The following is a 19,784-nucleotide window of genomic DNA, read 5'->3' as shown; positions in this document are numbered from 1 at the left end:
ATGAGTGTAAGAGCTTTTGTAAATCTTTTACTACTGCGACTCGAAGGGGAAAGTGACATGGAAAAGGATTGTTTTGTTTGCAGGAAACATGCAGGACTACTTGAGCTAGCCGGGGGAACGATCTATGAAGATGAGTATGTGTACGTAGGACATATTGATCGAGGAGAGAAGCCTGTTTATCCCGGCCATGTGATGATTGATCTCAAAAGACATGTGCCTTCACTAGCGGATATGACGGCAGAAGAAGCGAGTGCATTTGGAATCATTACCGCACGAGTGAGCAAGGCGCTTCGTGAATGTGAGCACGCCGAACATATTTATGCACAGGTGTCTGGTAATTCTGTCCCACATCTTCATATGCACCTTATCCCGCGCTACCCTGGTACCCCAGAAGAGTACTGGGGACCAATGGAAGTCTATGAGTGGGACGATGCACCATTTGCGACAGAAAGGGGAATTCTTCTCTTATGTGAAAGAATCCGGGCTCAATTAGAAAGAGTGCAAACCACGTGAGTCTATCCATCAGCTGGTTTATCGTGCTGACGAGCATGGGGATCCCATTTATTTATTGGGGAGTCAGAGAGGTATGGCAAGGTGGTAAAGGGATGAATCGAGCTAAAGGGTATTTGGAATGTTTGTTCGAAGTCGTGACACTTCAATTAAGTTCTGTTAGTCTTCATCTTTTAGTCGGAGCTGTCTTCATTCTATCAGGGGCTCTATCTCTTTTCTTTTAAGGGTACGAATGCTTAGGTGGACATGGAGAAGATAAAGGCCAAATGACAGAAGAAAGAGGCTTTAATGATTTCTCTTAAAAGAAATAAAGAGAAAGGCTAAAAACGGCCCACAAAACGAACTGTTTTTTGGGCCGTTTTATTTAGATGTGTTGCGTTTTAAAAAGTAAGATCGTGTGATGAGTAAAAGCGGTGGTGATTCCATCGCACGGCTTTAAGTGTCGGTTTGGTCGGTCAGGAGTCTGTGGTCACATTACTAGTAGAGACCTTTGAGAAGTACACTTAATAGAAAACGAGTTGAGCGAAGCATCTAGGCTGCTATCTTGATACATATGGATTTCCAGTAATCCAGAATCGCCACGGATAGTCTTTCGCTTCCCCTGAGTTATCAATACCGATGCGTTTCCCTTCAGAAATGTGATCAGGCTGATAGCCACTCCGTATATAAAGGGGCGCTCGTATTAAAGCATGGCCATAGTCACCTGGGTCAATTCCAAGTGCTTTTGTGAGCTTGCCAGGTCCATCCGTCCATTCTTTCTGCTTACGACCAGGTCTTCGCTGCTCCATCAAATCGAGTCCTTTTAGTGGCTCAACAGCTCTCACAAGAACTGCTTCTGGAACGCCGGTTTCAGCACTCACGACGTTGAATAAGCAATGAGTATGCATCACATAGGTATACGCATTTCCAGGAGGACCAAACATCACTTCTGTGCGCTTTGTGCGTTTGTTGTTGAAGCTGTGAGCGGCTTGATCGGTTGCTCCGAGGTAAGCTTCTGTTTCAACAATATAGCCAGATGCAACTCCTTCGTCTGTTTCTTTGACTAACTCACATCCAAGAAGCGCTTTTGCTAGTTCTAGGGTAGGTTTTTGATAGAATTCTCTAGGTAAGATTGACATGAGTGGATCCTTTCTTAACTTGTAATATTTGACGGGACTTTCAAATGATCTATGATTAGTTTTCCACAAGGTGTGAGGAACTAAACAGGAATGAAAGGCGATCATAGGGGAGTAACTAAACAAAATAGATTGCCTGATACCAATGAAAAATACCTTCCAAAACTTGAAACAAGTTGGAAGGTATTTTTCATTGATTTTACTTGATGGCTACTTGGAACCCTTATTCTTATAAAATAATAAGTAAAAAAGAGGTCCAAATGAACCAACAGCTAACGTAACGATAGCCCATGGCCAAAAAGGACGGTTGTTTTTCTTCGCATCAAACCACATCCAAATCAGTACGAAGATAAGGGCGATTAATAAATCTACGAAAATTTGGATTGTGGCGAAGTTTTGAAAAGCCTCCGAAAAGATACCTACAAACCCATACTGGATAACAGCGGCGACTGTTAGTATGGAAAATAAAATGAGTGCTGTCACTAAGAACAGTTTGAAAAGAGGCTTGGTAACAATGCTTTCCGGTTTCGTTTCTAGGTAAGTCTGTTGCTTTAACATGGTAATCCTCCTTTTTGTAGCGGTTGCTACACTTTTTATTATAATGTAGCACTCGCTACACTTTTGTTCAAGAGAAAGTTTAACAGGCAGCTTGCTGATGGATCGGATTTGCTGCAGTATGAGATGTAGCATATACTACAAAAAAAGGTTAAGGGTGTTACATATGAAAAAAGGTGAAAGAAGAAAAAGCGAGTTAACGGAAAAAATGGTTAAATATATTTTAGCGAATGGCATACAATCTGCCAGCCTTAGAAATCTTGCGAAAGCGGCTGGGACAAGCGATCGAATGCTTCTTCATTATTTTACAGATAAAGAGGAACTGCTAACGGTTGTTTTATCAACGATCTCGAAGCAATTAATTTTGATGTTAGATCATACCGAAATCGAGCAAAAAACGTTCTCTCATATGGTTCGCTACCTCTATCAGATGATGAAGGATCCAGAAATTAAACCGTATATGAAACTTTGGCTCGAGCTTATTGCCATCGCTTCTAAAAAAGAAGATCCTTACTACCGAATCGCAAGAGAAATTGGAAATCATTTTTATGGCTTCTATAAAGAAACGCTTAAGGTCGAAGAAGGGGAAGAACAGGAAAAAATGGCTGCTTTGGCGCTTGTGATGGTTGAAGGGGTGGCATTACTCGAATCGCTCGACTTTGATGAACACATTTTGTCGGCAATTGAGGGGTTGGAAGGCGTTAGGAGGTAGTTTATCATCCATTTTTAGTTTTAGATCATCCAATGGGTGATCTTTTTTTATTTAGGAAAGTGTTGGAAAAGAACGGAGATTAGTGTAAAATTACACTAAAAGAAAAAAATGACACTGGTGGTGATGAGGTTGAAGAAAGAATTTGTGATGCAAGTTGTTTCGGAAAAAATGAAAGTAATTCGAACGGAGCGTGATTTTTCACAGGAAAAAATGGCGGAATGCTTGGGGATTTCCAAGAAGACGCTTGTGCAAATTGAAAAAGGGCGTGTGATGGCAAGCTGGAATGTTGTCGTTGCCACAGTCGCTTTATTTTCTGATAGCGACAGCTTGCAAAATAAGCTGGGGGATGAACCGTTGGAAGTGCTTCGCTTAATTGCCCACACGAATGTAAATGAACCGAGGGATAAAACAATGGGAGGAAGAATGTGGTGGGTGGAAATAGAATCAAATGGAAACTTCCGGCTTCAGCAAAATCTGATCAGCAAGCATTACAGAATACTCGATAAGGAGAATTATCGGTGGTTTAGTAGCTTTGATCAAGCGGGAGCAAGAGAACGTTTGAAGGAGCTCGGTTCACAGAGCGAATGGCAGTGAAAAGGAGAGGGCAAATGAAGAGGGTTATCGTTATGATCATCATGATGACAGTGTTTGTTTATAGTTACTTTTTAACCTCTTGGACAGCATCGTACTTGCCGTATGTGGACGATTGGAAAGAGCATTTGCACCTTACACCTGAAACAGTAACAGATGCTCAGCAAATCTATGAAATTGACAAGTTTCTTTATGCCTTTCATATTCAGCCAATGATCAGCGTTGTATGTTTACTTTCGTTTTTAATAGTAGTCGGAATCATGCTGCACTGGGTGTTACAGAAAATGATAAACCGAAGAAAAGTAGGATTGTAAGAACTGACCTGGGGGAGGGGATTAGGTGGAGAAGCGACAATTCTGGGTTGTCTTACTTGTGGCAACATGTCTTGGTTTGTTTGGACAGGATTTGGCTTATGTGATGAATGATTTTCTGTTTGGAATTGGGCCGATTTATTACGTAACTTTCTTCACTGTCTTCAGTATTTTTCTTTACCTTTATATTATTGGAGTTACCGTCAATAAAGGAAGAAATTTAAGAGTAGTAGAGATGAACAGGAATAGTCAACTGGTGGTCGCTTGTTTCATTGGTTTGCCTATTAGCGTATGGTCTTTGTTTGTGGTCGCCATGTGGTGGGGATAAATAAAGAAAATTCGCGGGTGACAGGCACCGCGTCAATAGTAAAAAGCTGACAGGGTCAGCTTTTTTTGTATTTTATTTTATAACAAGATAAGGCCTCATCATTTCATAATCTTCATGCTCTAATAGATGGCAGTGCCAGACAAATAATCCGGCATAGGGAGCGAACTTCATGATGATTCGTGTGATTTCGTTTGGGTTTGCGCGAACGGTATCTTTCCAGCCTCGTTCATTTGCTTCAGGTTTCTTGCGTGGACCAGTTGGCACGATGATGCCTTTTTGCTCGTATAATTTTCGGTCAAAAGGCTGGCGGTCTAAAATCTGAAAGCGAATCAGGTGAAGGTGAATTGGATGAGTGCCTTTTGTGACGTTGATGAGGTTCCAGAGCTCGATATGACCTAAACGCGGATTTTCTGTGATGGGATCAGACCAGAGTTTCTTGTCGAGTAGATGAATAGGTCGCTTATATTTATCCTCTTTCATATCAAGCAAAAGGTTTCTATGGTTGTTTGCCTGGTGCTCATTCATGACTTTAAACCGAGCCAGTTTTGTTGGAAGGACGCTATCTTGTTGAGTCAGTTGTTTTGTGACGCGAAATTGCATGATGACTCCCGTTGACTTTGGATTCGGTTTCTTGCCCTGTGGGTAGGAGGTAGGGGCATCGTTTGTTAACGTGATCAGCTCCCCACTCGACTGACTAAAGTCCACAATGACATCCACACGCTCGGCAGGCGCGATCAAAACGCGGGTGACAGGCACTGGACGTGGTAATAGGCCTTGATCCGTACCGAGTTGAGTGAAGGAAAGGCCGTTTGAAAGAGAGAGTCGATAGAATCGCGCGTTTGCTCCATTCAGAATGCGAAATCGATACTTGCGCGGCTCGACTTCTAAGTAAGGCCATACCTTTCCATTGACGAGATTCACTTTTCCAAAAAACTCTGGCACAACTGAGGGTGTAACATCTGGAACAGGCGGGGTCGGTTCAGATGGATAAAACAAAGATCCGTCTTGATGAAAAGAGCGATCTTGAATAATAAGCGGAAGATCGAATGTTCCGTCCGGCAAGGCGAGTGAGCGCTCTTCCTCATCATGAATGACATACATCCCAATAAGACCAGCATAGATATTCAAGCGGGTAATGCCCATCGCATGATCGTGATACCAGAGATTTGTCGCGGCTTGTTGGTTCGGGTATTCATAAACGGGTTGGGTAAAGAACGGTCCGAGTTGTTGAAAGGAACGTGTAAACCAGGCTTCTGGGTAACCATCACTTGTATCCGGGGTAGAGCCTCCGTGAAGGTGCACAACGGTGCGAACATCTGGCACCTCTATGCCGGCTCCATGCACAGTATGATCAATCGGTAGAAAATGTCTGTTAGGAAGCTCGTTTTTCCAAAGGACCTGAATGGGCTGATTTCGAACGACGTGAAAGGTTGGGCCAGGAAACATCCCGTTATATCCCCAGATCCGAGTTGGGGGCAAATCTCGATGAAGCTTTTGCATCATTTCTCTCATCGTCACTTCGTAGTAGGGGATGCCGTTTTGAATCTTGAGTGGTTGAATGGTTGGAATGATGGGGAGTCGATCCACAAACTTTTCGAGCATGTGTGTCACCCCTTTTTATACAGCGTTTTGTTCATTTTATGTGGGGATGAGAAGAAGTATTTTTAATTTTGATCAGATGAAGTTGAGGATGAGCACGCAAAACCCCCACTTATTCAAATGGAACAAGAAGGGGTGGTTAAAATATGTTGTGGTTTCAGCCTAGAGGGATTTCAAGTAGCGGCTCGTAACGGTTGCTGTTAGGGCGTAGCTCGTAAACTTGCACAGATTTTACTAGGAAAGTAGGGTACGGCGTTAGCTCTTTCTCAGCTGCATCCTCCATATCCCTTAGCTCCTCTTTCGTTAAACCATGCTGTTCTTTTCCAAGCGTTAGGTGCGCAACGAAATCCTCCAGTTCAAAATAGTGATTGATGAGTTGTTCGGAAGGGGAGATCGCTTTAACAATCGCTTCGTGCAAGGGATACAGCTCATTAGATCGAACGCTTAAGTAGAGAATGTTATCACCGAAGTAGTTCGGTTTGGCTAATGAAATCGTGAACGGCTGCGTGCTTTTACAAACCCACTTCACTTTTTCAACCCATTCCCGATCATGTGTTAAACCCCCCTGTGCTTTTAGCGTAATATGCGGTTCGACGATCAGAGAATCTAGCCACTGATGTTGGAAGTTCTCGACCTTTTTTACATAGTCGAGTGGTGGCGTAATGCCGATGAAATACTGTGAGGGCATAGAGCTTCAGTCCTTTTTTATAGATTAATTGTTAGTGGCGCTTCTGTTTAATTATGGTCATTATAACAAAATTAGGATTAGTAGAGTGTTTGACTGGTTGTATTATTCGAACATAGGGTATCATTGCTATATCTTTCTACTTTGCAAATATCGACAATATCCGCCTTAAACCGGGTGGTGACAGGCACTTATAGGGGGGTTCTATCATGTCTTCTGAACTTGAATCAAATGTGGAGTACGAAACGAAGTCGCCATTATTTAAGAAATTCATCTTACAAACTTCCTACTGGAAAGTCATTCAAGTTCTTGCGGGGATGAATCTGCTTTTTAGTTTGTTTTATCTTTCATTTCGAAATACTAGTCCGATTTGGAATGTGTTTGGGGTTTTGTTTCTCGTCATGCTTGTATTGAGCATCCTAGGCGTGCTTAAGAAACGCAAACTCCGCATGACGAGTACGCTGTATCTGTTGTTTCTTCCTTTTACTTTGATTTTAATAGGTCTATTAAATTTTCAGCTTTCAAATCAGTATCCGGGTGAATCAAGCAGCTTGCCTATCTTGATCCCTTGTTTGTTCCTTCTCGTTCATATAGGTACGCTTATTTTTGCATGGAGAATGGAGAAGGAGCGAAGAGGTAGAGTGAACGGCATCCCGAGATGGTTTTCTGAGATGTTGATATGGGGAAATGTCGTTGTATTGCTTGTCGGTCTTTTTACAAGTTCTATGATTCTCTTCCGTTACGAAAACGGCGGCTATGGACCTTACGTAAACCAGCTCGCTTTGTTTTACGCATTCGTTTTCTTAGCAAGTACCGTTCTGATTATACAAGGAAGCAAGATGTGGAAAAAACAGCGTCCCGCATTAAGAAAAACTGCGATGATCGGCGGGTTTGCGATTACGTTTGTTCATTTTCTCCCGCTTTTATCTGTCCCTATACTCATTGATCAGGGAGAGGAACAGGTAGAAGCGGCTTTTGCACAGTGGAATTCATCATCGTTGGATTCGTCTGAATTTCAACAATCGCCATTTACTCTTCCTGCTTATTTTCTTGGCATTCCACCAGCTGATGTGGAAGGGGAAAAGGATGTGCTGTTTTATGAAGGAACGGAAGGTGTGGACGATGGCGTTGAGCTACGCTTTGATTCCTTTTTCCCAATTGAAAAGGATGGAAAGCTGCCTGTTCTAATTCGGATCCATGGAGGATCGTGGGCAAATGGAGAAAAAGGTGATGCGAACGTCATGCAGCAAAATACGTATTTTGCGAACCAGGGCTATGCGGTTTTTGATATTCAATATGGGCTAACGACGCTGAGTTCCTATGATCTAAGCCCCGTTCCAGATCATGTGAGAGGGCCCTTTTCAATTGATGATCAGGTTCGTCACATTGGGCTCTTTACGCAGTATTTAGCGGAGCATGCAGAGGAATATGGTTTGGATCTTTCGACAACCTTCATCTCAGGAGGATCGGCAGGCGGGCATCTCGCAACGGCGAGCGCTCTTGCGATGGCGGAAGGAAAGTATAAAGACTGGTTTTCAGATGAACTTAAGGTGAAGGGACTAATCCCTTATTATCCGGCAAACAAAGGGCCCGCACTTGGCGGTATCCCTGGCACAGAGGAGCTGCTCTGGCCGGAACAGCTTGTGAGTAAAGATAGCCCGCCAGCGCTTCTTTTCCACGGTACGCACGACACATATGTTGGGTATGAAACGGCGGCATCTTTTAAAGAAACATATGCGGAACATGATAATAAAAAAGCTGCGGTAATTTATATGCCATTCGGAAACCATGGAAGTGATTTCTACTTTGCTGGTTATTACAATCAGACATTTACGTATTATATGGAACGGTTTATGGCGTTATATCGATAGATTTGTTGTTAAGCGGCTTGGTTTTCATAAAAAATGGCTTTGATTCCTGGTTTGAGGAGGAATCAAGGCCTGTTTTTTTATTCCTAAAATGGTACGGTATTGTAGTAATGCATATTAAACGAGGCTTATTCCGACCCAAGTGAAGTAAGCGATTACAGAAACGTTGAAAAACGTGAAAAGCAGTCCAATTGTAGCCCAGCCCTTTTTCTCATCACTCGTTCGATAGACAACAAATGCAAATAAAATGGATAGTAAACAACTGACAAGGATGAAAATCATGATATATAATGCGGCTGATTCACCGGATCGAGAAGACACCGGATCGATCAGAAACATAGCGAAAGTTGTTAGAATGCTAATAAAGATGAAGAAACCTGTTCTCCACGTCGTTCTCTTTGAGCGATAGCTATTAAACATTTCGTTCTCCTTTCTCGTTTACGCTGCCTGCCCTTCATTATAGTGCAGTTAAAAGGAGAGCACAAATAGCGGTGGGAAGGACCAATGAGAAAAGGGTGGATTTATTCGACAATGTTCGACTGAATCCGGGTGGTGACAGGCACTGCTCAATGAAGGAGTGAAACGATGAACAATGTGATCGGGGTGTTTTTCTACCTCGTTATTTTAATTCTCACAATCTTAATTTACCGGAAATCAGATGAATTTGAGCCTTCTTTAATGTGGAAACTCATCGGCTATACGATTCTTGGAGGGTTTTCATTTCAGTTTAATGAATGGAAGTTACCGTTTGGCTTCCTCATTTATTTATTGTTCTTCAGAAATATAAAAGTTAATGCAAAGGCAAAGAAGCGTGCGGTTTATTTAGGTTTAGTGATTTATGTTATCTCAACCATTGTTCCATGGGTGCAGACCTACATATACGAACAACCAAAGGAAATTCAAGTACAAAACACGAACTTCTACGAAGGCAGCCTTGCTCAAGAATGGGAGAACATTCAAAGTAAACTGGGAGAAGTGGGAAACACTTCGAAGGTGATTGATTTTAATATGGAAATAAGTGATAAGGGAAAAATCAGAGACTTAACTATGGACATCGAAGAAAGGACAATGCCAGAAAAAAGTCGCTATCATATTACTCTTTCTGATCATGACAAGACGTTCATCGTTGAGCGAAAGAAGGTTGGAACAGAAGCAATACATATTGCATCAGAAACGCTAACAGAAACACCTTTTTTCTTGAAACAACTTGATCTCATTGAGAAACCAATGCTAGATGAGAAGGGAATCGATGCGTACCACCTTAAGGCAAGTGGACAGAGAACACGCTATTCGCAAATCGATGTTCCCGCTTACCTCATTGATACCGCTGGTAAGCGAGAAATGAAAAATAGTGAGTTACCAACAGATGCGATTGTTGTCACGGTGTGTCATGGTAACTGTAAGGGTCAAACAGATTTCCTTTTTGATGTGTTGAATAAGATCCCTCAGCTGACAGAAGACAACATCCTCGATATCGCCCAGCAGCAATCATCGGAAATCAAGGATTGGTTAATCAAGCATCGTGGAGATAAACTCGGACTTGAAAAAGACGGGAGCATTTTTTTAACGAAAGATGGGAATAAAGAGGAAGTGAAAAAGGAGACCTACTATAAGGTATTAACAGAAACACCTGAGGTAGCCATCAATCAAAACGGTCAGAAATGGGAAGTAACAGTCAAAACGCCCTATGGCGATCAGCCCCACCAGCTGGAGTTTGTGATAAATGAAGCGTTGAGGGAAGTGGAATGGGTTCGATTTAAGTAACGTTTCTTGAAAGGGAGATGGAAAGATGAATTTTTCAGTAATCAAAAAAATGTACCTGCTACTTGGTTGCCTTTATTTAGTTGGCGTATGTCTGATTGGCATTTATGCTGTTTTGAACGACCTTGCTCTCCCAACGCTCTATTTTGTATGGGTCATTGTTGGTGGTCTGGTACTGTTAGTTTTTAGACAAAAATTGAAAGATTTAAAAAAGAACATGTAAGGATTACCAGCCTATTGCAATCACGCTCCCCCACATGAAATTAAGGTTCATGTGGTTTTTTATATGCTTCTGAATGATAGAAGTATAGTACAATGAATTTAGCATCATACATTAAATGGAAGTGGTGATGGGATGAATCAAAATGTGTTAACCCTCCCGGCAAGTGGCACATGTAAGATCATTTATGAGCACATGATCCATGCGTTTCCCAGTCATTATCTCTACAAAGAAACACCGTATGTCGCTTTTCGTGAAACAGGTGGATTCATTGAAACGATCTACACCGTCCGTGATCGCCTAGTACTTATGCCGCCCTATCATCCTACATCAGCAGACCTCACACGTTTCGACTCACACACTCAGGAAAGAATTCTGTCTTACATCCAGGATCGAAAAAAAGGGTTCGGCTTTGAAAAGCCAGGACAACCCTATATGTTTTGGATCCTTAACCTAGAAACACCATTACCTCACCGACCAAAAGTGACACCGAACACGCCAGGTCACCAGTACTTTTCATTTGAAGATTTCATCTCCGAAGACCGAGTAATCACGAAAAACGGCACCATCTCAAAAAACGGTGTCTTCGAATATGATGATTTCAGGGACAATTTGCTACTGGATAAGTACAATCCGATTCTACCCGCTATGAGAAGTATGAAAACAAAGCATTTAAGAAGTGAAAATAGTGAAGACGCCATCACGTGGAATGTGTTTAAATCGCTTCAACAAATCAATCCAGAGTACTGGTATACTGAACTAATTTCAAAAGGGATTGATCAGAAAACGTTCAATCTAAAAAAACAAATCCTCCCTAACGAGGTCCCTCACAATTTAACGATCAAGCTCTGGGAATCGATTCGACCACCGCTACGAGGGGACCAACCGGCAGAAGGTACAACGGAAGTGGATGTCATACTAGAGAGTGATGCTTTTGTCTGGTTCATTGAAGCAAAGTTCAAATCAGACATTTCAACTGGAACGACACATGATCAGGAGAGAAACCAGGTTTTACGAAATCTTGACGTCGGGTCCCATTATGCAAAAGGAAAAGATTTTTACTTTTCCCTCTTGATTCTAGATGATGCGATTTCACCGAAAGGAGTTTCAGCGGTAGAAACTTATAGTAGAGAACTGACAGAGAAAGGTCAGCTGTTTGAGAATCGCTTTTCAAACGTTCAGGGGTTAACCGTCTTTTATTGGAGTGACTTCGTTGAGATTTTTAAAAGCTGCATGCAGGAGCTAGAGGATGACTTTGAACAGCTGATCGCGGCTCGGGCTTTTCACTGGATGACAGAAAAGGTAGATCAGCTGGTAAAAAAATAATCTGTCCGAGAAAAGGGACTGCCCGAATTGGCAGTTCCTTTTTTATAGGATCAAGCCTAAAATCCCTGGGAGAATTCCTTCCAATCTCCGTGTCTTTTCTACTAACTTTCACCTTTTTTTAGACTTCATTTCAAAAAAATGTTTACTGCTTATGAAAAAAGGTTATTCCTCCTACTACAATAAATCGAGAAATTATTTTTCATTGGGTAGAGGAGGAGTCAAGATGCAATCACTTTGGTTTACATTGCTATCTTGTATAGCATTCATGGTGCTTGTTGGATACATAGCTTATCGGAAGACGAAAGGGACTACTAGCGGTTCCGATGGGTATTTTCTCGCTGGAAGAGGTTTGAGCGGTGGGTTTATTGCCGGTTCGCTTTTGTTAACAAACCTTTCAGCTGAGCAGTTAGTCGGGTTGAACGGTCAGGCGTTTCGCACGAACCTGTCAAACATGGCATGGGAAGTAACGGCGGGGGTAGCCGTCGTTTTGATGGGACTTTACTTGTTGCCAAAGTACTTGAATATGTCGATCACGACACTGCCTGAATTTCTGAGTAAACGATTTGACGAAGGAGTAAGACGCTATACCGTTGTTTTGTTTATGGTTGGGTACGTTCTGGTAACGATTCCATCTATGCTTTATTCTGGTGCCCTTGCGGTGCTTAAGCTGTTTGATGTGCCGGATATTTTAAACATTACATATACTCAGTCCATCTGGGTCGTCATTTGGGGCATCGGCATTATCGGCGCAGTATATGCGATCTTCGGTGGTTTAAAAGCGGTTGCTGTATCGGATACGATTAATGGGGTTGGGCTACTCATTGTAGGCGCGCTAGTTCCAATCCTTGGGCTGATTGCACTTGGAAACGGTGCATTTCTCGATGGTGTCAAAACCATTACAACTACAAATCCAGAAAAGCTTAATGCAATTGGCGGGCCGGAAGACTCTGTTCCATTCGGTACGATTTTTACAGGCCTGATCATTGCGAATATGTTCTACTGGGCAACAAACCAGTACGTGATCCAGCGTACGCTCGGAGCACAAAGTTTAAAAGAAGGTCAAAAAGGGGTTATTTTCTCAGGATTCTTTAAACTACTGATCCCGATTTTTATGATGGTTCCTGGAGTGATCGCGTTTCACCTTTATAGTGGGGAACTAAAGTCCGTTGACCTGGCGTATCCGACGCTTGTGATGAACGTGCTTCCGTCTTACTTATCTGGCTTTTTCCTCGCTGTTTTGCTTGGAGCTGTATTAAGTTCGTATAACTCACTATTAAATAGTGCTTCAACCATGTTTGCCCTTGATATTTACAAACCGGCAATGAAAAAAGATGCGACAGATGAACAGCTCATCACCGCAAGTAAATGGTTCGGTTCGATCATTGCCATTGTGACGTTTTTTGTCTCACCAATGCTCATGTATGCACCGAATGGCCTATGGGATTTAATTCGTAAATTCACTGGCTTTTTCAACATCCCGATCGTGGCGGTAGTCTTAATCGGTATTCTATCGAAAAAGGTACCAGCACTAGCCGCGAAAGTTGCGATCATTTTTCATGTGGTCGCTTACTATATGATGGTTTGGGGAACGGAACAGCTCTTTGGCATTCCGGTTAACATCCATTTCATCCATATTTACGGTATTCTATTCGTAGCGGAAGTGGCTATCATGTTTGGGATTGCTTATTGGAAGCCACAAGAGAAAGCCTATATTTTCCCGAAAGCGTCTAAAGTGAACATGACGCCGTGGAAGTATAGCGTGCCTGCAGGGATCCTACTCATCGCTAGCATTTGCGAAACGTACCTTCTCTTCTCGCCAATTGGCGTTGCGTATGCAGACGGAATGATCTCACCATCGTTCTTACCAGCGACAGGAGCACTTGCGGTCGTGACGTTGATTGCATTTGCCGCTGCAACGAAAAGCTGGGAGCGTAAGTACGGTCATGCGGTACGCCGAGCGAAAGATGCTGTGAAAGAAAAAGGAAGAGAGGTTGGCGGTCAGACGCAGCAACCTCAGGTAAATTATTTTTCCGAGAAGGATCTATAGAGATAGCATGACAGTTTCACCGGCTGATCGTGCAAAAAGAAGTTCGTCACCCTCATGTTTGAGGTGGCGGGCTTTTTTTTAGCATTATTAGCTGCACTCTACCTATTAACAAACGGCCAATCCGATATAATTCCGCGATATTTTCGTTTTTTCCGCGAAAATGGGTGATTATTCCGCGCTTTTTACAATATTTCCGCGAAAATCAATTTAATTCCGCGAAAATGGCTTCTCATGTCTCTTCTCAATGAACGTAGCGCTCATAGCGTCGCAACAGCACATGTCACCTTATCTCTCACAGAAAAACAGTTGAAAACACATTTAGCACGTTTAAAAGGTTTATCACGCGGGAATGTTGGGAAATTTACCACTATTCAAAGCGCTTTATTTTATTAAAGCGATATTTAGATAAAAAGGGTGGTTAAATGAACAACAACGAATATGTAATTGAAACTCTCTTAAGTGGCCATTATTTCGGACCTTCCCGTCAGCACATGATGTCTGTGGTGTATGATTCTCGTGACGTCGAAGAAGCGGCAGCCTTTGTTTGTGTAACTGGTGAGAAATTTGATGGTCACCTTTTTATAGAAGATGCAATCCAGCTTGGAGCCACCATAATTGTAGGGACAAATGAAAGATTGTTAGAAACGCACGCGATGGCATTTCCATCGATAAGTTTCATTTGTGTGAAGGATAGTCGAGAAGCATTAGCTCATCTCGCGAAAATCGTCTATGATTCTCCATCTGAAGCGTTAGCCACAATTGGTGTAACCGGCACGAACGGGAAAACAACCGTTTCCTCCTTTACCTACTCTCTTCTTAACGCACTTTCCTTGCGAACAGGGTGTATGGGAACAGCTGGGATTTGGGATGACGAGAAGAAAACGACTTTTAAACAAACCGTTCCAACCACACCGGAAGCCCCTGACATTCATCGTGTTCTTGCTTACTTTCGAGAGCGGGAGATGAAGGCAGCGGTGATTGAGTCTACCTCGATCGCTATTGAACAAAAACGATTAATCGGCATTCATTTTGATGTTGCCGTTCATACAAATTTAACCCCTGAGCATTTGGAGTTCCATGGCACGATGGAGGCCTATAAAGAAGCGAAGTTAAAATTATTCGATCAGGCAAAACGAGCTGTCGTGAATATTGACGATCCTTTGATGGCCCCTGATGTGATCAATCGTTTTCGCGGATCGCTAATAACGTACGGTACTGCAGGAGTGGGGGACATACAGGCGAAAGCGATTCAAACCTCCTCTAATGGCACTTCGTTTATCCTTTCTGTCTTTGGGGAGAATCATTTAGTTGACGCTCCTATCGTAGGAGACTATAACGTTGCCAATCTTCTCGCGGCGATTGGTACATGCTATCAAATGGGCTATTCGATCGAGGATGTTTTGTCCGTCATTATTAGTATCAAAGCACCTGAAGGTCGTTTTCAAATTGTTGAAAATGAAGCCCCTTATCAGATCGTGCTTGACTATGCGCATACACCGGATGCCCTAGTGAATGTACTAGATGCTGTTCGCGATGTACCTTATCGAAAGTTGATTGTGATGATTACCGGGATTGGTTTACGAGATCCGGCGAAGCGCCCTTTAATGGCTCAAGTTGTGGAGGGGAAGGCGGATGAAATTGTGGTTAGCGTCGACCAGCCTGGACATACCAATCGTCAAGAGGTGGTGAATGATGTGCTGAAAGGATTCAAAAATCCATCTGCCTCACATATTCATTCACGCTTACACCGAGAAGAAGGCATCCACCACGCTTTCGATCTAGCAGAGCCTGGTGATGTGGTTCTTCTCACAGGAATCGGGTTTGGGGGCTATCAGATCATCGGGGATGAGCGAGTGCCCTATTCTGAACTTGCCGTTATTGAAGATTATTTCGAGAACGGGTCAATGGATCTTTTCCAAATGAAAGAGCCCTGCTAACAATAATAGAAAAAGCTTGTTCCTCCTTCCATTTTAGCGGATGTTGGAGAACAGGCTTTTTTAAATGCAAAATCATGCGACCAGGCACGTGACTCCCCCTTTCCATAATATAGTAAGGGGAAGGGGGAAGATCCTTGTGAGCAATCGTTATTTAGGTATTATTCTTCCAAAAAGTACGTACGAAGCAATGCCAGGACTCGAAGGTGGTACGCGGAGCATGTTTCTGATTTGGGAGAGGGCTGCGAGAGAGCGTGGTCTCCTGCTATGCTATTTTCGTTTCTTTGATGTGAAGCCAGGGAACGAGATGGTGTCAGCTTATGTGTATGAAGAAGACACGTTTCAATTAAAAGAAGTACCGGCACCGAAAGTGATTTATTCACGTGTGCTCGATCATTTGCCAGTTTATCGAGCGCATATAAAGGCGTTAATGAAGGAAGGGTATCAGGTTTACAACGTTCCGAATTACGATGTGGAGAAGCATAAGGTGCATGAGATTTTGCTTCCATATGCGAGTGTTGCCCCACATTTGCCCCACACTGAGCTGTTTTCAATTGCGAACTTAAACCAAATGGCATCTCGGTACAATCAACTGATTTTGAAAAAAAGCTACGGGGAATTTGGGATGGGCGCCATGAAAATGGAACGTCGAAAGGCAGGTTGGCTTCTTTCTTATAAAACAAAAAACGGGGAGCTTAAGCAAGTTGAGGTTAAATCGAAGCTACCGCCGGTTTTGGTGAGTCGCGTACAGAGCCAGACGTATATGATACAGGAAATGATTCCACTAGCGGATTACAAAGGGCATCCATTTGATTTGCGCGTGGCGACGCAAAAAAATGAGGTGGGAGAATTTCAGGTATCTGGAATGATGTGCAAGGTGGCGAATGGGGGAGATTTTTTAACGAACGGTGCACAGGGTGGGAAGACGTATACCTTTGAAGAGGTTGCTAAGATCTCGCACCCAACCATTTCGTATGCCACACTTGTCAACAACCTTCACCGCTTAGCCCTTGAAACTGCTAGGATTCTAGATCGTCATTTTCCTCATCTTGCTGATCTCGGGTTTGACATTGGCTTAACAAAAGAAGGGAAACCGTATTTTATTGAGTGTAATTTTATTTCCGACTATGTAGGCGGCTTATTTCAAGACGGTCAGATTCTTCATGAGAAGTGGGAATCCGTATTTCGGACACCCATTCAGTATGGCAAGTATTTAATGGACAGGAAAAAAGACTGATCGGATCAGTCTTTTTTTGGTTTTTCGACAAGTGCCTGTAGGGTATTGCTGAAGGATCTTCGCATCGAGGTTTTCAAAAGAATCGAGGTACGTGGGGAGGCAAGCTGATTTAATAAGGTAAGAAGCTCAGCCTGCGTATTTACGTGATGGATAGCGGATGGATGGAGTCCGCCCTTTGCGGCTTCCTTACAAATCGGCGACGCCTCTTTTCCAACCGCAATGAGAACATCAACGTTCTTCTTCGCAACAAGGGCCCCAACCTTACGATGCTCCTGCTCAGAATAAGCGCCAAGCTCTTCAATTTCTCCAATGACGGCGACCGTTTTTCTTCCTTCCGCTGTTTCAGCGAGCACTTCTAATGCGGCTTCAATGGAAGTTGGATTTGTGTTCCATGTATCATCAATAAGCAAGCTCCCTTTTCGACCTTGATGAAATTGGAGATGACTTTTCACATGTTCGAAGGATCTTAAGCGACGAATCGCATCCGTCATTTTCACGCCGACAAGAGAGGCCGCCCCGAGCGCAGCAAGCGCATTTGATACGTTATGTGTGCCGAAGCCTGGAACAAAGGCGGCATATTCTCCTTCAGGGCAAACGAGTGTAAAATCCATGCCATTTTTCTTAAGGTTAAATGAGATAGAATGAGCGCGGTAGTGAGCGGTTGAATGTTGCCCATAATAAAGGACTTTTCCTGTAAATTCACGTAAATCCAGATTTCGAACCGTTTCGTCATCACGATTTAACAGAACGGTCCCTTTTTTCCCGACGGCTGTCAGCATTTTAGCCTTTTCAGCTATATACGCATCCTGACTTCGAAACCCTTCGATATGATCGGTACCAATGGCAGTGATGATGCCAATTTGTGGACGGAAGTAATGGGCAGAATAGAGGAGCTGGTTTGGCCCGGATACCCCCATTTCAAAGACGGCGCTGTCCGTGCTGTCATCTATTTCTAGTAAATAGTCAAGGTTTCTTGCTAAGCCGTTATGACTTAATTTCGTTCGAACCACTTGTTGTTTTTCTGATAGAATCCAGGCGATCATTTCTTTTGTGGTTGTTTTTCCACATGTCCCCGTTACGCCAATCACAGGAAGATTGAACAAGCTGCGGTAATATGAAACAAAGCGATAATAGGCTTTTCTCGCATTCTCTACATAAATGACGGTTACATCGTCTCGCACCTGTTTCAGAGCTTTTGGATTGGAGGTAACGACGGTGATATTGCGCACGTTTGCTGGTAATGGCAAAGATGCTTTTTTCTTTAATAGGAAGACAAGCGATTCATCCGTAATAAGGTGCTCGCCATATTTTGCTGCGTTCTTGATGGTCTTCGTCACACTACCAGAAAGAACCCTTCCCTCAAGGACACGAATGATCACGCTTAGTGGGAGGTTTTTCATCAGACACCTACTCTCTTAATAGACTTCTATATAGCTTATTCGATTAAGAGAGAGAGGTACGGGCTAATCGATCAACTTAGAAGAAGCATATCTCTCTTTTCGATGACGAGCATATACTAATTTAGGAGCTTGCCACATAGTGAAAATGAAGCGGGGGTAGTAGGATGTATGTAGTCAAATCATACGATGAAAAAGACCAGGTGATGGTTGTTTCAAGTTCGTTTTTTCGCAGACTTGATCGGCCTTCATTGAAAAGAATAAACCTGCAATACGGCATTAAGAATACAGAAGTGACCATTCACCATGCGAACACGATTAAAAACGATACGGTTTACTTATCAACAAATGTCATGCAACAGCTTGGGCTTCCTCTCACATCTTCGTTTGACCTTGTGATTCAGGGGGACAAGATCGTATTTGGCCCTTACATTGGCATTCTATGCGAATTGACGAATCGAAAACTAGCGGAAATGATCAGCACATATAAAAGCTTTGTTAAAGGATATCCGTACATCGGCGGCACGATTGTGATTTTTTCAGTTGAAGGAATCGATGAGGAGAAGCAAATGATTGATGGGTTTCTTTATAATTCAGAAAGCAAGTCGTGGGATCAAAAAACCTTCCCCTTCCCTGGAGTGGTCATGTCGATCGCGGAGCCGAGCCTAACATCTTCTTCTGACGCTTTTCATCAACATATGAGGAATTTTCAATCCTTGTTAGGAAAGAAAGTGTTCAACTATCCTCACTTTTCAAAGTGGGAAATGCATCAGATGCTTCTTCCGGAATGGAAGGCGTATTTGCCCGAAACGGCGATCTATCAAAACAATACGGATCTATACGACATGCTGGCAAAACATGGCAACATTTACATTAAACCGCTTCATGGACGCCTAGGGAAACGAATTTTCAACGTGGTGAAAAGCGGAACGGAACTTACAGTGAAATATGAAGAAAAGCGCGCAGTGTTCTCTCATATGAAGGAAATGGGCCATTTTCTGGAACAGCACTTAATTTCAAATGCCTTTATCATTCAAGAAACCATTCCACTAAAAAAGTCTCACCAGAGCGTGATTGATTTTCGCGTCATGGCCTCGAAAAATTATAAAGGACAGTGGGAGGTTCCCGGCATTTACGCTCGGTACGGAGCGACCGGACACATCGTCAGTAACATTACTGCTGGCGGCCATACAGAACTTGCACGCAAAACATTAAAAGAAGTGTGGAAGCTGAGTGATTTAGAGGTTCATCGAATGGAGCGGGCAATGGAGCGGATGGTGATAAATGTGATTCAGTCGTTAGAAAAGCAGGGCTATCAACTAGGCAACATTGGCGTAGATCTTGGATTAGATGAAAATGGTCACCTTACGATCATTGAAGTAAATCATCAAAATCCCGATCCGTATATTGCCCTTATGGCAAAGGATCGTCTCGCCTTTTATCAATGTCGCTTTAATAATATGATGTATGCACGGAAATTGAGTGGTTTTCAGTATAAGGGGAAGCGGTTTGGAGAAGGGACGTATTAGCAGGTAGGAGAAGGAAGGGGTTAGAAAGCTATCCTTATGCTAGACCAATCGTTCGTTCA

20 protein-coding genes are annotated in these 19,784 nt (G+C 42.9%); 14 read left to right on the top strand and 6 right to left on the bottom strand.

Annotated elements, in window-relative coordinates; all coding sequences use genetic code 11:
* Positions 1–57 precede the first annotated feature (57 nt).
* Positions 58–513, top strand: coding sequence for an HIT family protein (locus tag PQ511_RS10770; RefSeq protein ID WP_273851903.1), 456 nt, complete (start codon positions 58–60; stop codon positions 511–513).
* Positions 510–734, top strand: coding sequence for a hypothetical protein (locus PQ511_RS10765; RefSeq protein ID WP_273851902.1), 225 nt, complete (start codon positions 510–512; stop codon positions 732–734). The genes PQ511_RS10770 and PQ511_RS10765 overlap by 4 nt, the downstream gene beginning before the upstream one ends.
* Positions 735–1,049: 315 nt before the next feature.
* Here the strand turns inward: PQ511_RS10765 and PQ511_RS10760 are convergent, their stop codons facing one another.
* Positions 1,050–1,628: a DNA-3-methyladenine glycosylase gene (locus PQ511_RS10760; protein ID WP_273851901.1), complete on the bottom strand. Its 579-nt coding sequence runs from the start codon at positions 1,626–1,628 to the stop codon at positions 1,050–1,052.
* A gap of 207 nt (positions 1,629–1,835) precedes the next feature.
* Positions 1,836–2,183, bottom strand: coding sequence for a DUF2834 domain-containing protein (locus PQ511_RS10755; RefSeq protein WP_273851900.1), 348 nt, complete (start codon positions 2,181–2,183; stop codon positions 1,836–1,838).
* 163 nt (positions 2,184–2,346) lie between these two features.
* On the opposite strand from PQ511_RS10755, the gene PQ511_RS10750 reads away from it, so the two are divergent.
* From PQ511_RS10750 to PQ511_RS10735, 4 genes are all read left to right on the top strand, one after another.
* Positions 2,347–2,892 carry a TetR/AcrR family transcriptional regulator gene (locus tag PQ511_RS10750; protein ID WP_273851899.1) on the top strand — a complete coding sequence of 182 codons (546 nt, stop codon included), beginning with the start codon at positions 2,347–2,349 and terminating at the stop codon, positions 2,890–2,892.
* 129 nt (positions 2,893–3,021) lie between these two features.
* On the top strand, positions 3,022–3,486 hold the full coding sequence (locus tag PQ511_RS10745) for a helix-turn-helix transcriptional regulator (protein WP_273851898.1): 465 nt from the start codon (positions 3,022–3,024) through the stop codon (positions 3,484–3,486).
* A gap of 14 nt (positions 3,487–3,500) precedes the next feature.
* Positions 3,501–3,797 carry a DUF4306 domain-containing protein gene (locus PQ511_RS10740; protein WP_273851897.1) on the top strand — a complete coding sequence of 99 codons (297 nt, stop codon included), beginning with the start codon at positions 3,501–3,503 and terminating at the stop codon, positions 3,795–3,797.
* Between the two features lie 25 nt (positions 3,798–3,822).
* Positions 3,823–4,122, top strand: coding sequence for a hypothetical protein (locus tag PQ511_RS10735; RefSeq protein ID WP_273851896.1), 300 nt, complete (start codon positions 3,823–3,825; stop codon positions 4,120–4,122).
* 72 nt (positions 4,123–4,194) lie between these two features.
* Here PQ511_RS10735 and PQ511_RS10730 read toward each other — a convergent pair whose 3' ends face one another.
* On the bottom strand, positions 4,195–5,724 hold the full coding sequence (locus tag PQ511_RS10730; RefSeq protein WP_273851895.1) for a multicopper oxidase family protein: 1,530 nt from the start codon (positions 5,722–5,724) through the stop codon (positions 4,195–4,197).
* A gap of 154 nt (positions 5,725–5,878) precedes the next feature.
* Positions 5,879–6,409 carry a 2'-5' RNA ligase family protein gene (locus PQ511_RS10725; RefSeq protein WP_273851894.1) on the bottom strand — a complete coding sequence of 177 codons (531 nt, stop codon included), beginning with the start codon at positions 6,407–6,409 and terminating at the stop codon, positions 5,879–5,881.
* A 206-nt stretch (positions 6,410–6,615) separates the two neighbouring features.
* Here PQ511_RS10725 and PQ511_RS10720 point away from each other — a divergent pair, with 206 nt between their 5' ends.
* Positions 6,616–8,277 carry an alpha/beta hydrolase gene (locus tag PQ511_RS10720; RefSeq protein WP_273851893.1) on the top strand — a complete coding sequence of 554 codons (1,662 nt, stop codon included), beginning with the start codon at positions 6,616–6,618 and terminating at the stop codon, positions 8,275–8,277.
* A gap of 114 nt (positions 8,278–8,391) precedes the next feature.
* On the opposite strand, the gene PQ511_RS10715 is transcribed toward PQ511_RS10720, so the two are convergent.
* Complete coding sequence (locus PQ511_RS10715; RefSeq protein WP_273851892.1) at positions 8,392–8,694, bottom strand: hypothetical protein; 303 nt, start codon at positions 8,692–8,694, stop codon at positions 8,392–8,394.
* Between the two features lie 165 nt (positions 8,695–8,859).
* Between PQ511_RS10715 and PQ511_RS10710 the strand changes: the two genes are divergently transcribed.
* The 6 genes from PQ511_RS10710 to PQ511_RS10685 all read left to right on the top strand — a co-directional run bounded on the left by PQ511_RS10710 (position 8,860) and on the right by PQ511_RS10685 (position 16,799).
* Complete coding sequence (locus tag PQ511_RS10710; protein ID WP_273851891.1) at positions 8,860–10,038, top strand: hypothetical protein; 1,179 nt, start codon at positions 8,860–8,862, stop codon at positions 10,036–10,038.
* Positions 10,039–10,063: 25 nt separating this feature from the next.
* On the top strand, positions 10,064–10,258 hold the full coding sequence (locus PQ511_RS10705) for a hypothetical protein (RefSeq protein ID WP_273851890.1): 195 nt from the start codon (positions 10,064–10,066) through the stop codon (positions 10,256–10,258).
* 132 nt (positions 10,259–10,390) lie between these two features.
* Positions 10,391–11,581 (top strand): hypothetical protein, encoded by a 1,191-nt coding sequence (locus PQ511_RS10700; protein ID WP_273851889.1) that lies wholly within the window; start codon positions 10,391–10,393, stop codon positions 11,579–11,581.
* 223 nt (positions 11,582–11,804) lie between these two features.
* Entirely contained in the window at positions 11,805–13,628 is a 1,824-nt protein-coding gene (locus tag PQ511_RS10695; RefSeq protein WP_273851888.1) for a solute:sodium symporter family transporter, read from the top strand.
* Positions 13,629–14,050: 422 nt separating this feature from the next.
* Positions 14,051–15,565: a UDP-N-acetylmuramoyl-L-alanyl-D-glutamate--2,6-diaminopimelate ligase gene (locus PQ511_RS10690; protein ID WP_273851887.1), complete on the top strand. Its 1,515-nt coding sequence runs from the start codon at positions 14,051–14,053 to the stop codon at positions 15,563–15,565.
* Between the two features lie 136 nt (positions 15,566–15,701).
* Positions 15,702–16,799 (top strand): YheC/YheD family endospore coat-associated protein, encoded by a 1,098-nt coding sequence (locus PQ511_RS10685; protein ID WP_273851886.1) that lies wholly within the window; start codon positions 15,702–15,704, stop codon positions 16,797–16,799.
* Between the two features lie 5 nt (positions 16,800–16,804).
* Here PQ511_RS10685 and PQ511_RS10680 read toward each other — a convergent pair whose 3' ends face one another.
* The gene (locus PQ511_RS10680; RefSeq protein ID WP_273851885.1) at positions 16,805–18,199 is read right to left on the bottom strand and encodes a UDP-N-acetylmuramoyl-tripeptide--D-alanyl-D-alanine ligase; all 1,395 of its coding nucleotides are present in this window, start codon (positions 18,197–18,199) and stop codon (positions 16,805–16,807) included.
* 164 nt (positions 18,200–18,363) lie between these two features.
* Between PQ511_RS10680 and PQ511_RS10675 the strand changes: the two genes are divergently transcribed.
* On the top strand, positions 18,364–19,725 hold the full coding sequence (locus PQ511_RS10675) for a YheC/YheD family endospore coat-associated protein (protein WP_273851884.1): 1,362 nt from the start codon (positions 18,364–18,366) through the stop codon (positions 19,723–19,725).
* Positions 19,726–19,784 lie beyond the last annotated feature (59 nt).

The organism is Guptibacillus spartinae, assembly GCF_028610625.1.
GTDB lineage: Bacteria > Bacillota > Bacilli > Bacillales > Guptibacillaceae > Guptibacillus > Guptibacillus spartinae.
Note: the sequence above shows the minus strand (reverse complement) of the source record. Positions and strands in the feature narration are given on the sequence as shown.